This is a genomic window from Erysipelotrichaceae bacterium 66202529 (genome assembly GCA_017161075.1).
Classification (GTDB): domain Bacteria; phylum Bacillota_I; class Bacilli_A; order Erysipelotrichales; family Erysipelotrichaceae; genus Clostridium_AQ.
Window position 1 is genome coordinate 3,381,481 of record CP046174.1, and the last position, 16,798, is coordinate 3,398,278.

10 protein-coding genes are annotated in these 16,798 nt (G+C 31.2%); all 10 read right to left on the reverse strand.

The features are described 5' to 3' along the window. Positions 1-5: 5 nt before the first annotated feature. The 10 genes from GKZ87_15990 to GKZ87_16035 all read right to left on the reverse strand — a co-directional run bounded on the left by GKZ87_15990 (position 6) and on the right by GKZ87_16035 (position 13,830). Positions 6-281: a hypothetical protein gene (locus GKZ87_15990; GenBank protein QSI26878.1), complete on the reverse strand. Its 276-nt coding sequence runs from the start codon at positions 279-281 to the stop codon at positions 6-8. A 2-nt stretch (positions 282-283) separates the two neighbouring features. Next, positions 284-5,431: a hypothetical protein gene (locus tag GKZ87_15995; protein QSI26879.1), complete on the reverse strand. Its 5,148-nt coding sequence runs from the start codon at positions 5,429-5,431 to the stop codon at positions 284-286. Between the two features lie 32 nt (positions 5,432-5,463). After that, complete coding sequence (locus tag GKZ87_16000) at positions 5,464-6,354, reverse strand: peptidoglycan DD-metalloendopeptidase family protein (protein QSI26880.1); 891 nt, start codon at positions 6,352-6,354, stop codon at positions 5,464-5,466. 1 nt (position 6,355) lies between these two features. Further along, a complete protein-coding gene (locus tag GKZ87_16005; GenBank protein QSI26881.1) occupies positions 6,356-8,791 on the reverse strand; it encodes a hypothetical protein in 2,436 nt (811 codons plus the stop codon). Beyond that, positions 8,788-9,333: a hypothetical protein gene (locus tag GKZ87_16010; GenBank protein QSI26882.1), complete on the reverse strand. Its 546-nt coding sequence runs from the start codon at positions 9,331-9,333 to the stop codon at positions 8,788-8,790. Before GKZ87_16010 ends, GKZ87_16005 begins: the two co-directional genes overlap by 4 nt. A 294-nt stretch (positions 9,334-9,627) precedes the next feature. Next, positions 9,628-11,181 carry a hypothetical protein gene (locus GKZ87_16015; protein QSI26883.1) on the reverse strand — a complete coding sequence of 518 codons (1,554 nt, stop codon included), beginning with the start codon at positions 11,179-11,181 and terminating at the stop codon, positions 9,628-9,630. 75 nt (positions 11,182-11,256) lie between these two features. Continuing rightward, positions 11,257-11,793 carry a hypothetical protein gene (locus GKZ87_16020; GenBank protein ID QSI26884.1) on the reverse strand — a complete coding sequence of 179 codons (537 nt, stop codon included), beginning with the start codon at positions 11,791-11,793 and terminating at the stop codon, positions 11,257-11,259. 9 nt (positions 11,794-11,802) lie between these two features. After that, on the reverse strand, positions 11,803-12,045 hold the full coding sequence (locus GKZ87_16025) for a hypothetical protein (GenBank protein QSI26885.1): 243 nt from the start codon (positions 12,043-12,045) through the stop codon (positions 11,803-11,805). Positions 12,046-12,063: 18 nt separating this feature from the next. Further along, a complete protein-coding gene (locus GKZ87_16030) occupies positions 12,064-12,855 on the reverse strand; it encodes a hypothetical protein (protein QSI26886.1) in 792 nt (263 codons plus the stop codon). Between the two features lie 48 nt (positions 12,856-12,903). Beyond that, positions 12,904-13,830, reverse strand: coding sequence for a DUF5011 domain-containing protein (locus GKZ87_16035; protein ID QSI26887.1), 927 nt, complete (start codon positions 13,828-13,830; stop codon positions 12,904-12,906). Positions 13,831-16,798: the final 2,968 nt, after the last annotated feature.

The following is a 16,798-nucleotide window of genomic DNA, read 5'->3' on the forward strand; positions in this document are numbered from 1 at the left end:
CCTCCTTATATTTCAATATCATCATATTCTTGATCTTCTGCCCAACAAGCATCATTCAAGAGTTTCGATGTTATTTTATCAATATCTGTGTTATGTTTTCTTAGAATTTTTTGTACTTCAGGAAAATATTCATTGTAATAACAATCATCTATTCTGCGTAGTAAACAAACAAGAAATTCCATCTTTTCCTGAATATTATTGATATTCTCATACCAATTAGAATACTCCTCATAAAATGAATTTGGTAGATGATGCAACATACTTTGTATCAAATTATTCATGCTCATGCCTCCATTTCGATGTTTTCTTCATTTACGATTTCAACAGTGGTAGAGGGATCGTTCAAAGCAAGATCTATTTCTTTTTGTCGGTTTAATAACTGGTTAAGCATTTCTGCATCTTTGAATTGACTCGATATGATTTCTTCTAATACAAGTTGGTTATCTAACTGAACGGCTTTTTGATTTTGTAATGTGGTTAATTGATCTTCCATTTCTGAAATCAGTTTATCGAATCTATTAAAATTCACTTGCACTAAATTACTAATACTAGCTGGACGATAAGAATCATTTTTAGCGATAAGAATGAAGTATAATTCAAGTCCAACCTTTTGAATAGCCATGTCATATCCACGATATTTCCCAAATGGTTTTTTATTATCTGTTAATAAATTGAAATTTTGAATTAGCCGTTGTAATTCTTCGCCAGCCCTTTTTATATCAGTATAAGTAATATCGTTAATTGTAACAGAGAATGTTTTACTATTATCTTTCATAGAAACATCTTCTTCTAATAAGGCTATTTGATCTTCTAATTTTTTAATCTTTGCTGGCAACTCTATTATACTCTTTTCTGCTTGAAATTTCTGCTTTAAAAAATTAGATTTTTTCATCTGTAATTGTCTTATTTGATTATCTACTTCCATTTTTTTACGTATGAGGGGATTTCCTGATGCGATTGCTTTTATTTCAGCATATGATAATATATTTTCATCCATTTCATCCATAGTACGAATTGTGTTTGATCCCTCAAGTAACTGTTGCATATAGGTACTCTTTGTCTCAATAATCTGCCATGAATATGCATCGTAGCTCTTAACAGTTACATATCTAAATTCATATATGGCATCAAACATATTGCCTTGTCTAAACCCACGTCCATTCCTTTGTTCAATGTCACTTGCTTTCCACGGAACATCAATGTGATGTATTGCACATAAGCGTTGTTGTATATTTGTTCCAGCTCCCATTTTTGGTGTGCTGGCAATTATTATTCTTTTTATACCATCATTTAATTCATCAAAAAGTAGACTCTTTTCACTTTCTGTCTGATAATCATGTATGAAGGCTATTTCTTCTTTTGGTATTCCATGCTCAACAAGCAATTTACGCAATTCAAAATATATATTCCATTTATCATTATTAGGAGTGCTATAATCGCAAAATAACACTTGTACACCTTTGTTTTCTGCAAACTCGTCATAGACTTTTTTCACATTGCTTGCTATACCGATGATTTTGGTGCCAGCTATGCACCCATATTCTTCATCAATAAGTCTAAGGTCTATAGATGCCTTTTTACTATCGGTATTCACTTTAAGCGGATTATCTACTCTAGGATCAACAGCATTCGCATGTATAAGTTCCATTCTTTCAACCACATCCTCCATGTATTCTTTTAATTCAGGACTAGGTTCATTTTGGATGATTATTGGCTTTCCTCCAATTCTAGTAGGTATCGTAGAGTTTTGCCTCTGTAATTTACTATTTTTCATTTCGTTTGCAAGCATATTAGAGGTCATAATGATCGCATTTTTACGAAACATTTGCATGAGTTCAGGTATATTGAAAAATTTATTGAATCTTTCTTTTGTTTGATAACTACCACCATCAACGCTGATTTCTAGTGTCTGCGTGACTTTACCATAATTTTTAGCCCATGCATCAAAACTATAAATTTGTTTCTCCTGTAATAGATCCTCCTGTAGATAACGCTGAAATGTATATAATTCTGTCATGGAATTACTCATTGGAGTACCTGTAGCCATAATAACACTTCCACCTTTAGATTTGATATAGTTTGCTTTACAATATAAATCAAAAGCTTTTTGCGATGCAGTCGTACTTACACCAGCAATGTTAGACATTCTCGTTGTTATAGCTAAATTTTTAAAATAATGTGCCTCATCTACACATAATAAATCAATACCCAACTGTTGCCATACAATACCGTCATCTGTTTTATGATCAAGCAAAGATTCTATTTTAGTTTCATATGATTTTTTTGAACTTTCTAAACGTTTAATCAAATATGTGTTTTTTACATCTGATTCTCTCTCTAACTCTATAGCAACGGATAGATCATCAATCATATTTCTAATGCTATCTATCTGATAATCTTTTGATAAAGGAATCAATTTAAAGGACGAATGGGCAATGATTATTGCGTCATAATCATTAGTTGCTATACGGTGGATAAAAGCATTTCTATTATCTTTCTGTAAATCTTTCTTTGTAGCACATAGAATATTTGCAGATGGGTATAACGTATAAAATTCTTGTGACCATTGCATAACCAAATGATTAGGTACAACTATCATAGGTTTTGTTCTTAAACCAATACGTTTTAGTTCCATAATTGTTGCAATAATCTCAAAAGTTTTTCCAGCACCAACTGCTTGAGCTAGTAGGGTATTACCTCCAAACATCATTTGTGCAACACTATTTTTCTGAAAATCCTCTAAAGTGATTAGTGGATTCATTTGAGGAAAAGTAAGATACGCACCGTCATACGTTTGCAAAACATCAGAATTATATAAATTATTATAGATTTTTTCTAAATCTTCTCTACGGTTTAAATCACTATAAATCCAATCTTGCCATACAGAATCCAAGTTGTTCGCTTTATAACGAGCTTGTATTGTACGTTCTTTATTCAATTTACTTTTTACTTTCTTTTTTCCATTTTCGTAAACATCATAATAATTCATGATTTTAATGGTTTTGGAGTTAATAACATCATCCATTAAATCAATTATACTATAGTCAGGTTGTCTGTATTTTATATCCAAGTTTTCAGATGGGGGTACTGCCCAGTTATCATAATAGTTCATATTAAGTATATACTTTGGAATCATTATATCCCAACTTCCCAGTAAGGGAGAATAACTAGCTTTTACTGAATCCTTTTGATATCCTTTGATATTTAGAAGATGACAAATAAATTCAGATACATATTTTGCTGGAACCCATGTAGTTCCTAGCTGACAAGTGATATTATCTGCTGTTATCCACTCAGGTAGAAAACGTTTTAAATCTGTAATATTGTTGTCAAACCTACCATCATCATTTTTACTTTCTGCTATTTTTAGTTTCTCTCTTATATTGCCACTTAGATATTCATTGCTAGGGGTTAGGGAACCATCTTTAGGATCAACATAAATTTGATGTTCTTTCAATAACTCAGCCTCTATATCTTCTTTACTCTTGTTGTAAATTGTTTGCATAAAATCTATATTTATACGTCCAAACTTATCTAAAGAAACTAACATAGCGTCTTTGGCAGATTCAGCATGTATTATCTGATCACGAGGTTTAATAGTTCTTTTTCTAAAAATATCTGATGTAGACACTTTATTTGTTTTCTTATCAATGATTTCAAGTGCCATAAGCATATAAAAGTTAGGATCATTTCTGAATATCCTGAAATTCTCTTTTGAATTGATATATCCATATTGAATAATAAATTCATTATAGGATTGTTTAAGTTGCTCTTGTAAATTTTGAAATTCAATTTGATTAAAATTATGTAATTGTATATGAATGAGCTTTTCTATAATGTTTTCTATAAGCAATAACTGTCTAATTCTACTCTCATTTTTATAATCAGTTAATTTTATTTTATTTGAACTTTGCCTACGATAAATATCACGATCAATCAAAAAATAAGCACCATCTTTTATATTTTGGTATTCACTTTCTAGTTTTGTGATTTGAGTTTCATTTTCATTTAAGAAAATTTCTTCTTCGTGATAAATATCATCAGGGAAGTGATCAACTGCTCTTTGTAGCATTTCAGCAAGAGTAAACTCTTTGTTTGGATTCACAGTTAATTCATGACCACCAAAAGCATTAGATCTCGTTGTTAGTGTTCCGAGTATCATATGAGGATTGCTAGTGAAATAATGATTGATATGTTTGCCTTGAAACTCATCTGTTTTAAGCCAACTGTTTTCTTCATCAACGGTAACTCTTAATTGATCTAGTTTCTTTAAAAATATGATATCGCTCGTTATAGTGGTGTTTGCTCCATTCTTTGTGAATGTGTTGTTAGGTAGGCGTATTGCACCGATTAGATCTGCTCTCTCATATAGCCATTCACGTATTTTATTATTTGGATTATCTAATGTTGCCGTTGAGGTTATAAAACACAAAAGCCCGCCTTGGCGGACTTTTGATAATGCTTTAGCAAAAAAGAAATCATGGATTTGAAAATTATATTTAGCAAACTCTCGATCGTAAACACTGTATCTACCAAAGGGTACGTTAGATATGGCTAAATCAAACGAATTATTTTGATATTCAGTTTTCTCAAAACCTTTTATTTGCACTTCAATACTTGGATAAAGATATTTGCAGATACTTCCGGATATATTGTCTATTTCAACCGCATTGATATTACTATTTGTACGCATATCATTAGGCATCAATCCAATAAAATTACCAGTACCAACACAAGGGTCTAAGATATTTCCACAATCAAATCCCATTTTCTGTACAATCTCATACATAGACTTTATCACTACTTGCGGTGTATAGAAGCTTGTTAAAGTGGATGCCATACATTCTTTGTATTCTTTATCAGATATGTATTTCTGTAATTCTTCTCGTTCTTTTTTCCAATCAGGATTTTGATTATCAAAAAGATGGGGTAGACCGCCCCATCCTGTATAATGCGATAAAATTTCCTGTACATCTTGTGTTAGCTGTATTTCACTTGCCTCTAATGATCTTAAAGTTTTTATGGCTTTAAGATTGTTCTTGAACTTCTGCTTTGCATTTAAAGATTGATCTTCATTCTCTATGCTAAAGTCATGTTGCGAACTTGTTGAACTAAGTAATCCATTGTCTGTCTCTCTGCTTCGCTTTTTATTTTTACTATGTTTGCGGTCATCTCTGGGTAGCTCGTCTCTGGTGTCCCATAGATCAAGCTTAGGTTCTTCATAATTCGTACTTCTACTTTTTCTACTTCTTCTTCTAACAATTTTACTTGAGTTGTCAAGGTTTTCTGAAAACGTAATTTGTGATAAACTTTCGGATTCTCCTGTTTCAAAATTTCCACGATCATTTTTTGCATCGATGTCCCAATCAAAACTGGCGAATAAGCTGATTTGGCTTTCATCATTATTTATCACTCCTTTGTTCTTACTCATATTTTACCTCCAAGTGAAGTTTTTAACAAGTCTTATTGTAAATTGATTATTCGCATAGGGTCTATTGCTTTACCATATAATCTGATTTCAAAATGACAATGAGCGCCAGTTACATTGCCTGTGTGTCCTGTATGTGCTACTGCTTGCCCCTTTTTTATATTGGTTCCAACGGATAGAGGGGATAAACTACTAAGATGACAATAAAGATATGATAAATCATCATCAACTTTTATTATAATCATATTGCCTGAAATAGAATCATAACCATTATAGGTTACAATACCGTCATGACTAGCATAAACTGTAGTGCCATCAGGTGTACCAATATCAACACCATAATGCATAGTTGACACACCAAAAGGAGCATACATACCAAAACCAGCATTGATAGGATAACGTTGCGCAAATGGATAGGCAAATATATACTTCTTCTGCAAATCCTTATCTCCATCAGGGTTAGGCTTATTTACATTACCTCTATCAATATAACTATATTTCGCAATATCTTCTGACAACTGTATTGGATCAAGTTTTTGATATAAGCTTAACTTAACTAATGATTCACTATATTCTTTAATTTGTTTAAGTAAAAATGGTTTTCCTTGTGCATTTATTGCTTGTTCAGCTTCAGATTTCACAATTTCAATAGTTTCTTTTATATTGGCAGACCAATTAGGAACTACTAAATAAGATAAGGGTAATTCAATGCTATATTTTTCCTTATACTCATTTATAACAGGATAATAAATCTCATTATATAATTTTATTCCTTCGGGTGTTTGGAAAAATTGTTTAGGTATCTCATCACTCATTTGGCTACTTGCAAAAATACCTGTAAATGCCTGTATTGTTACATATATAAGCAAAATTACTATACCTAAAATTCCACCTCCAGCGAATTTTAGAATTCTTTTAACTTCCATTCTAATTTTTTTTCATAGCATCGAATAATTCTTTAGTAGCTGTATCCAAAGCTACATTAAGCCGACATGATGCATTCGTACCGATACGCATATAGCATTGACCTATTTTTGCTTTTGCCACAAAATCAAGCTCTGATTTAGGTACAAGCTTCGTTGAAGTCAAATAGGATACACCAGCATGACCTAAGCCAAAATAAAAAGCATAAGTCGAATTTTCTATAATGCTCTCACCATATTCCTTCACTGAATCGTTTAAGACATCTGATATTTGTTGTGTTGCACAGGATAAACCACCCTTGTATTTTCTAATGCGTTTCACTATGTTTTTTTGAAATTTACCAGTTTCAGGCATATCAGGATCAAGTATTACATGAAATTCATCCTCATATAGTTGTTTCCAAGTATTATCATCAGATGATAGAATATCAGTCCACACATATGAAATGATATTGTAATATTGTGTCCTTAATATACGTTCATCGCCATTCTGCAATCCTGAAATCACAAAGCATAGCAATTTGTTGTTTAGATTTATATTTGTATGATGATTAAAAATTGCACTATCAGCACCAACTGCTAGAGGTCGAATCAAAGCAACAACTTCATTAAGCCTTTCAACCTTTTTACTTTCTTTCCCGTATTTTTCTATGTATGCATCCTCTTTTTTCATAAGATGATCATATAAATCTGACATAATAGGAAAGTCTTGAGAACTATAGTTTTTCACTATATCTTCCGCACTGGTATCATACGTAATACCACATTTTTCATATATTTCCTCTAAAGCTCTTTCTATTTCTGAAAAATGCAAAATGCCAATAGTATCTTGAATGTATAATCGAAAGAATGTCCGTAAAAAGTGTATATGTCTTGATAACGGAAAAATATCTTTTAAATCAACTTTGCTATCTAAGTCACTATCATCATCAGGAAGGTCAAATCGTATATGTAGGGGATTGATAATACCTTTATTACCGTTGGCACAATCAATTACTGCACCTTTTAAATAACGTGCAAGTTTTGGTAATTCCTTGCCTTCTACATCAATGATATATTGCTTATAGTTTCGTGCAAAGCGTGTAAGAATCAATAACATAAGTAAGGTTGTCTTACCCATACCACTATTTCCAGCAAGAAATTCATTGCTATTACTACGATCGTTTTGTCTGATACAGTTGTTATAAAAAACCACACCATTCGACCAATCTGTATACCCAAGAAATACAGCTAAGTGTTTGTCATAAAGAGACTCAAAAACCAAAGGGAATCCCCATGCTAAAGTGTCTTGAGTAGTCATTTTATTATATTCTTTTAAAAGATTGTTACATATAGGGGCGGTTGTATGAAGTAGCTTGGTTTGCTCTTGAATTCCTTCACGTAATGTTATGTTAATGTCACGTGCATAGTTTTTTATATCAAGAATTTGGCGTTTTAAATCTTCTAAATTTGAATTTTTGATCCGCAAGGAAACAAAAAAAGATAATGGCTTATAGTCACTACCTGTCATTTTACTTATAATTTTCTCTATATCTAATAGTTGCTTTTGAATAGAAGCTTTTGCTGTTGTATCTGATTCTCTATTATAAGATCGAGTTAATGTTTTATGTGTTTTATTTAATTGTTTGCTTAGTTCATTTCCCTCTGTTTGTTCAAAATGTAAAGAGAAGTCTACATCAGGCATCATTGTCAAGTATGATAGATAGGCAAATATAGGAGTTGCTGTATAAGAATATACAAATAGTTCTTTCGTATAAATTCCATCAATGCAAATTGATTTTTTTAAACCATCTTTTGCCTTTTCCATAACAGTAGGACATATGTAATCCATGATATCATTACCCAGTACATCAAAGAAAGCTCCATCAAAGGAGCTTGTATACGGATTATAGTAATTATATATGATCTTAGTCTGATCAAGAATAGATAATACTTTACAGGGAATTAGATTGCTAATTGATCTAATTATCTCAGATACTTTATTATCAAGACGATCTATATCCGTATCTTTTAATAATAAGATAAATGCTCGATCAATCAGTGTCATTTCTTTTGCTGTATTGGCAAGTTGTTGCTTGTCATGTTCTAATACTTCATAACGCATCATATCTTGTTCATCTGTGAAATCAATCATAGCCTGTAAATCATCTATTTCATTTAAGTATCCATCAATATCTGCGCCAATTTCATAGCTAAATAATTGTCCACATCTTGCGGTAAAAATATGCTGATAAGTTGAGATATAATCATACTGATCATCTTTAGATAAACCAAAAATATTTACTGCAGAAAGCTGTATCATTTTAATATATTCTTTATTGTTTTTTATGTAGTACAACGCCTTGTCATAATCGTATGAGAATGGAAGTGAATCACGTATTGAATTATGAGTTTTGATTTTCTTTGTAATTTGCTTTTTAGTACTTTTTTTCTTTCTCATATATTTAATTCTTCCTCCTTATTTTGTTCCATATATCTGTCTAATAATTCAGGACAATCAATAAAATTTATCCTTTCCAAAGCTCCAGCATATACAGTGATATAAGGGGTATTGTCATCCGTCAATAATTCACAACTATATTCAAGTTTTTTACAATCATTTGATAAATTATCAAAATCAGGCAACTTCATAAATTCAGGTTCAGGAACATCCATAAAATATATACCATTATCACTTTTCAATAACTTTCTAGTCAAATACTGTAAAGTTAGTGGTAATTCTTCAAATTTGATATAATTTTCAATTTTCATTTCCATGATTTCGTGTTTTATTTTATCAATATCCCATAAACCAAAACTATCTGAATAGTATATTAAGATAGATTCAATATCACAATTTTTATTTTTTACAGAATATCTTACATCAAAAAACTCTGCTTTTTCTATAACACCAAAATCATTAGCACTTAATGCATTTACTCCTATATCTTTAATTTGATAACTTACATTTTTATCATAGAAATTTATCTTACAATCCGTCATAATTGCTCCGTGGAATAAAATATAAATACGATGGTTCTCGAAAGTCTTTTATAACTTTGTGAATAATAATTGATAACGATTGGTTCATTTGTGGAATCGTTATATAAAATACACCTGATAACAATGCAATCATCAAAGATATAAAAATACGTAGTAAATCTGACAGGTAAAACAAAAGAATATACAAACTAAAATAAACCGCTATAATCTTAAAAACCTCTTTTACGTCCCATATCATGAAGATTTTTTCTTTAACTTTAATGTTGTTTACGATGATCTTGTAATCGTCCATAGTTACCTCCTTTTGAATATAGACTTCAATCTGTCATTATCTTCTCTGAAATCATCTATTTGCTCATTTTCAGGTTGCAGTGTATCAATGCTTTCTTTTGGTGTGGATGAATTTTTAAAGAAATCTGTGTTATGCCTTGCTATATCTTTCTTAGATGTAGCATCAAAATAAGGTTTTGCTTTGGTATTAGCAGTATCTTTTTTTGTGGAATCATTGCTCATAGGTTTATTGGCTGATTTTACTGTTTTATTAGGATTGCTAGTAACGTTATTATTTGGCTTATTCATACTTTCAATAGGGGCAGAATGCTGTGGTGTTTGATTATCGCTCTTTGTATCTTCTCCATATCCATTATTCATTTCAGTTGGTTCAGGTTGCATACTATCATTACTTGTTGAATTATCACTTGTAGATGCAGTATTATTTGAATATGGCTTTTGTGATTGTGAATCTGAGGTTGCATTAGGGTATGAATAATTACTAGGGGAACTTCTTGCAGAATTACTTGCTGATCCATTTGTTTTACTGTCTTGTTTACCTGAATTTGAATTTGATTTTTGTCCTAGTGAGCCTATATGTCTGCCTAATTTTTTTGCTGAATTTATTGCGCCTCCATAGCGACCTTCACCAGTCATGGACGGTTTACCAAAAACTGCTTGAAATCCACCTCGTGCCATCCGTAATGGTGCCATAGATGTCCGCATCGCACTACTCATTTGATTCAAACTATCTGATATACCAGCAAAATATCCACCAACCATGCTATTTATGATATTAGGAGTTGCCACAACAAAGATAAGTCCAGCCAAATATAAGTATAATTTTGCCCATGTATCACCTACTTGATTTATGCTAACAATTATTTTTGTCAAAAAAACTAACAAATATATTTGTGCAATATTAAGAATGAAAGCTGATAAGACGCTATTTCTTAAAACAGTGAAAGGAGTAGCATTGTTATAGTTCGTTAATGATAAAGCACATAAAGGTGTAATGACTTTATAAAACGCTAAAGAAATTATTCTTAACGAAACCTGTAACGTTATCACAGCTAAAAGTATCCAAAATATCAAAGATCCTACAATAGTCCAAAAGAAATTTAAATCATAGATGTAATTGTCATCTTCATCCTCCTCATTGATATCTAATGAATTATCTTTAAGCTCTTTTATGATCTTTTTTGTTGTAGGATCGTCTAACCCTCCAAATGACTTAAATAGCATTTCATTAACTCCTTCTGATATGGTGTTCGTATCATTGCCAGAAAGTATAATTGTATTGGATGATGATACAATAGAGGATCCGATATTAAATGCAATAGGTGTTGCCAGCATTACGATGGCTACCGTGATAATCGTAAGAGATTTACGATATATGTTAAGATTTTGCTCATCATCTCTCATCATTGCCCATAATACTTCAAACGACCATTTTACTGGTAAGATAGCAAATGCAATAACTACCAATCCATTGAAACTAGAGGTTACAAAACTATCATTTAGTATACTAAATGGTAATATATGTCCAGTTAAAATATTTAATAATCCTGATAGCATATCAAGCGTACTTTTACAAATTAACCACTGAAACTCCCGTATAAGATCCTCGATCCATGAAAAATCAAACATATATCATTTGAATATTAGTATAAAGCATAAGATAGCCAATATAAAAAAGACTGTTATAGTCAAGAAATACTTAATAGGGAGTATCGCTTTATTCAATAATTCTTTCATGCTTTCTACTGTTAATGAATTATTTCCTTTAAGCAAAATTTCAATAGTTTTTTTAAATGCCTTATTTTCGTTTTTTAGGATCTCATTCGTATTATATATATCATACAAATAATAAATAATTTCTTCATTTACCTTATCTTGCATTTCCAGCATATCAATAATATGCAACATCTGTTTATCGTCAGAATTTGTATTGTTGTTCATTAAATCTAATTTCTTTGGTGGTTTTATATTAAAAAATTCATCAATAACTTTGCGGTCTTTCAGAAAAAAACGTTTTTTCTTATCAAACATATCATACAAGTCAAATAAAGTTTTATCCTCAGGTATCCCATATGTATCTAAACATTCTTTTAAATATTCGTAATTTTTATCAGAAAGGTTTAGATCTGTAAATTGATCTAAACCTTGCTCATCATAATCTTTTTCCATATTTAATCATCACTTTAAGTAATTTTCAACTATTTTAACAATAAGTGAAGCTAGAAAAATTACAGCTAGACATACGAATATTTTTTTTGTTTTTTGGGAATACATTTGATCTTGTTGACCGTCGGATACCATTTCTAAAACTTTATTAACACCTACCATCAGTACCGCAACTAATGGGGCAATTACTAATAATGCTGTTGATGCATCAGATAAAAAAGGTTTAAGTTTCTCTAATAGAGTATTCCAGTTCATACATGCTCCTTTCTTTCTTTATAATTCGGGTTCTTCCTCCTCTGCTTCGGCAGTAGGGGTAATACTTTGGACTTTCTCTTTCATTTGATTTATGAAATTTTTACGCCCATCAACATATGCTTGCTGAATGTCTTTAGGATCATGTTGAACCTCAATAGGAATCTTTGTTCCATCACCTTGATCAACCATACGAGTGACAGTAATGCTATTCTGAGGTGGTAGCATCACAATCATACGATTTTCATTATTTGGATTAGGTATTAGTAGTGATGATTTAATTTCAAAAGTTCCTCCACCTATAGCTGTATTTTGAGGTAACAATAATTTGGAATATTCTTTTTCATTACGTAGAATGCCATTTTGAATAATCTGCTTTTTGGATACACTGAATTTTACCATTTCAGGTTTTTTAGCAAATTTACTTGCTATATCAATAGGGCTTACCTTGTATTCTTTCAAAATGGTATACTCATTTGTATTTGGGTTGAATTCTTCTGAACGCACTTGTATTTCCCAATCTTTAGGGATACCAACATTATATACAGGGTTTTTATCAGAATAATAAGATGCTTTCCTTACCAAAGACATAGGTAATAGAAAAGATTCATAGACCTGTTCAGGTGTGCCTGGTAATAAAATACTAGCGAATTGTTTTTCATTTATAGTTAGTTCTCGGAATTGTCCTTTTTTCAAATGGAAATTCACAAAGTTGTCTGATGTGCTTTTGCTCTGCTCTTGTTTCTTTTCTTTTGTTTCATCAACCTGTTTCTTTGTACTTTTTTTTGTCGTTTTTGCTTTTTTTGTTGCCATTCTAATATCCTCCTTTTTGAAAAAAGGGATAACCATTCACGGCTATCCCTATGGAAAAGTAATACGGTATCCTAAATATTCATCATCTGATTTAATAGGGGTACACGTATATCCATTTGTTTTATTATCGTTGATCAATGATGTACCATATTGATTACAAGCTGTATATGCACTTTCATAAGTAAAGCCAGCAGAGAACAAAAAGCTTTTTTCTATTGGCTTTTCAAGTTGTGGCATACTTTCTTGCTTATCTATGGCAGGCTTTTTATATGGTGGAGAGGCATTATTTTGTATAACTGTCTCCTTTTCTTCATTTGGTGAAGATAATTGCTCATCCTTATCCTTTACATGAATAACCATATCAAAATAGCTTTCATTTTTAGATGCATCAATAGCCTTGATTTTGATTTTATAGCTACCAGCTTCGTTAATATTGATTTCACCTATAATTGACACTTTAGGATCAGGATCTGCATTATCATAAACTGTATAATGATTTGTTAAATCAAAATCAGCACCTTTTGTAATTTCAATATCTGTTTCTCCCTTTATGATAGGAGATACAACATCTACTACATTAAAGGTATGCGTATATTTTTCACCATTCAGTACAAAAACTAATTCTTTTGTACCCAGTTCATTCGTATTTAAAGATGGACATGTTATAGATACATCTTTATAGACAATATAATTATTGTTTGTAGTAGGCAATGATTCGCCATTAACCGATAGAATAAGGTTACAGGAATTTATATTGCTTTCATATGGGATGGGGTCATCCTTATATTCTAATTTATAAGGTTCTGAAACACTACACGCACACAGTAACAATAAAATCGCAGATAAACTAGCTTTTCTTTTTGCGAAGTACATATGCCATAGTAAATAAACACCCTGAGATTGCCATAAGTAACAGATAGGTAATTGAATAGTCTTGCATTCCTGTATTAACAGTAGTACTAGGCAATAATACATTAGTCATTGTAACTTTATATTCCTTGTCAGTACCTTCAAGTATGACTTTGACAGTCTCTTTAGATAATGCATAACCTGATGGTGCTTTACTTTCTCTTAAATAATAAATACCGTTTGGCAAGTCTTTGAAGTATGCTTTTCCTACTTCATCACTATTTGTTTTGGCTATTTCATTCATGTATTTATCATAAAGTGTAAATTCGGCATTTGATAATGCTTTATGAGTATATTTATCTTCTTTACTTATAACGATAGTAGACCGTTTTAATTCATTATGGATGTCGTTACCCTTATTGATATCAATAGCAAATTCAGTTATATTAGAATTTTGATATTCATAAGAGAAATCATATTCTGTTGGATCAAGATTATGATTAGGGCTAGTTTGTAGTTCTTTGATATAATAGTTTCCAATCGGTAAACCAACTATATCTTGTGATGTTCCATCAGCATTTATACCAAAGGTTTGGATTAGTGTATTTGCTGGAAGTAAAACATTTCCTCTGTAATCATAGGTGTCATCTCTTGTATACAACCCAAAGACCACATCTTTATAAGCGTTTTTATCAGGATAATACTCATTTTCCTCTAATACCTTATGCATATTAAGGGTAGGATTCAATCTTTCATTATAAATACTAATACTATTGATTTGTACTTTTGCTTTACCATTACCTATAATTTCAAATTCATATTTTTCATTTGATTGAATATAAGACTTAGGTGTTTTAGTCTCAACAGCATAATATTTACCCACAGGAAGTAGCTTGCTTTGTACTTTTTCAAGATCTGATTCTAATTTACACACAACATCATCTTTTTTGTACCAAACAGTGCCATCCCATCCCACTATATCATCACTTGCATAAACGGTTAGCTCTGCATCAAGTAAAGGTGTTTCTTCCCATATAGGTTGTTTTGCAATACCGAACGGTGTTTCAATTTCTTTTACGGCATTGAATGTCAAACCTGTTTTCGTGAACTCTACTAAACCTTTGATCGGTTTGTTAGAAATTTCAATTTCTATCAATTCTTCATCCTCATTTATTGTAACTTCATAGATTTTATCGTTTGTCACATAACCATGTAACTCACGCTCACGAATGTAATAAGTTCCTAACTCCAATTCCTCGAAAACTGCAATGCCTTGCTCACTTGAAGAAGTGGTTTTAATAACACTTTTCATATCTTTAGTCGTACTTAAATCAAATTTTACGTTTACCAATGGCTTTTTTGTTTCCTCATCTGTTTTAGTAATGCGAACACTTCCTCTTTTTAAAGTGTTATAGAAAACAGTATCTCCTGATATTTTAGTCATAGGCTTATTATTATCATTATATGAAAAATCAAATGAATAAATATCAGAAGTTAATTGATAATTATTATCTGTTGACAATTCTTTGATATAGAATTTACCAGCAAAATCAATTTGAAAAGATGATTGTAAGGTTTGATTAAGTGTAAGTACAGATAACAATGTATCCTTAGGCAATTCTTCTTTTCCATCTACAATAAGTGGTTCTTGAGTGAATAAACCAAATTTTATATTTTTATAAGCTTCTTTATCATATTCATGGATAGAATCTTCGATATTCTTTTTAAATTCTATATACCCACGCTGTCGATCATTCCAATAAACCATAGATTCCGTAACAATAGCTTTTTCAGGAGTATCATACTCAAGATCAACATCATATGTTTTTGGATCTTTGATAAAAGCTGAAGGAGTGCTTTTTTCTACAACGGTATATTTGCCTAATGGTAATTTACTACTATACAGAATTTCATTTTTCTTTGTTGTAATTTCCTCAACAAGATCGCCTTTTTTATACCAAAGAGTATTATCATTTGTTAAAATATCATTTCTTGCATAGATTTGATAAGTAACACCACCTAAGATACCCTTTTTAAAAATAGGCTCATATACTTTTCCATATTCAGTATTTCTAAAGTCAAATCCTTCAAACAATTCTGCTTCCTTTTTAATTTTTATTTGACCCTTAACAGGCTTATTACCAAATTCAATTTTTATTATGATACTTTCTTCATCTTCTCCAGCTTCATAGGCTTGATTTTTGTCAATTACAAAAGGGATCGGATCCTTGCTCAAAAGGTATCCCTCAGGACTTTTTACTTCCTCAAGCGCATAATTTCCAACTGGCATTTCTTTAGGGGTCATAAAACTTCCATCACTTGAAGTTGTAAAAGTTTCTACTTGGTGGAGAATTGGATACATTACCCACTGTTTTACATACTGACCAGTATCTGTATTTTTGATTTTAAAACTAGCATTTGATAAAGTGATGGTTGAATTTGTTTCTTCATCAAATTTAATAACTTTTAAATAAGCTTTAAAAGGGGCATTATTATATATGCGCCATACTTGCGGTTCACGATTATCCTCATTTATTACAACCTCAAAAGATTTCCCTGTATACATATTATCAGGCACTTTAGTTTCTTTTACGATATATGTACCATAAGGTAGTTCATCACTTACTGCATATCCTTTAGCATCTGTAATCAGGATATTCGTATTTTTTCCTTGTGCATTCTTAGCAACAGGTGCATCATCCCATCCCATGTTTTCAACATCTTTTTTTAATTTAACAGTGAATTCAGCACCTTCTACTGTAGGTGTTTCACCTGAAGTACCATCACTACTTATTTTAATAATTGAAAATGGTTGGGCAATAACACGTTCTTTTAAAGTTTTTTCAATATGAATATTTGCAGTATTTTGGTCTGCATACTTGAAAGAAACTGGATATGTATTTGTATCAAGAGTATAACCATCACTAGGCTTTTTCTCTTTTAAGAAATAATTTCCAAGATACAAATTGTTCATACTGGCAGTACCGTTTTTAATTGTCAAGGTTGCAACAAGTTCATTTTTTTTATGTACTATATGCTTATCATCAGGAGATATGATATTATCCTGAGCATATAATTCATATACTGCATTTTC

What these genes read in the sequence shown, in the direction of transcription:
- GKZ87_16010 (QSI26882.1), bottom strand. Translation starts at nt 9,333, where the DNA reads ATGACGGATTGTAAGATAAATTTCTATGATAAAAATGTAAGTTATCAA.
- GKZ87_16005 (QSI26881.1), bottom strand. Translation starts at nt 8,791, where the DNA reads ATGAGAAAGAAAAAAAGTACTAAAAAGCAAATTACAAAGAAAATCAAA.
- GKZ87_15995 (QSI26879.1), bottom strand. Translation starts at nt 5,431, where the DNA reads ATGAGTAAGAACAAAGGAGTGATAAATAATGATGAAAGCCAAATCAGC.
- GKZ87_16015 (QSI26883.1), bottom strand. Translation starts at nt 11,181, where the DNA reads ATGCTATCAGGATTATTAAATATTTTAACTGGACATATATTACCATTT.
- GKZ87_16020 (QSI26884.1), bottom strand. Translation starts at nt 11,793, where the DNA reads ATGGAAAAAGATTATGATGAGCAAGGTTTAGATCAATTTACAGATCTA.
- GKZ87_16000 (QSI26880.1), bottom strand. Translation starts at nt 6,354, where the DNA reads ATGGAAGTTAAAAGAATTCTAAAATTCGCTGGAGGTGGAATTTTAGGT.
- GKZ87_16025 (QSI26885.1), bottom strand. Translation starts at nt 12,045, where the DNA reads ATGAACTGGAATACTCTATTAGAGAAACTTAAACCTTTTTTATCTGAT.
- GKZ87_16030 (QSI26886.1), bottom strand. Translation starts at nt 12,855, where the DNA reads ATGGCAACAAAAAAAGCAAAAACGACAAAAAAAAGTACAAAGAAACAG.
- GKZ87_15990 (QSI26878.1), bottom strand. Translation starts at nt 281, where the DNA reads ATGAATAATTTGATACAAAGTATGTTGCATCATCTACCAAATTCATTT.
- GKZ87_16035 (QSI26887.1), bottom strand. Translation starts at nt 13,830, where the DNA reads ATGTATTATTGCCTAGTACTACTGTTAATACAGGAATGCAAGACTATT.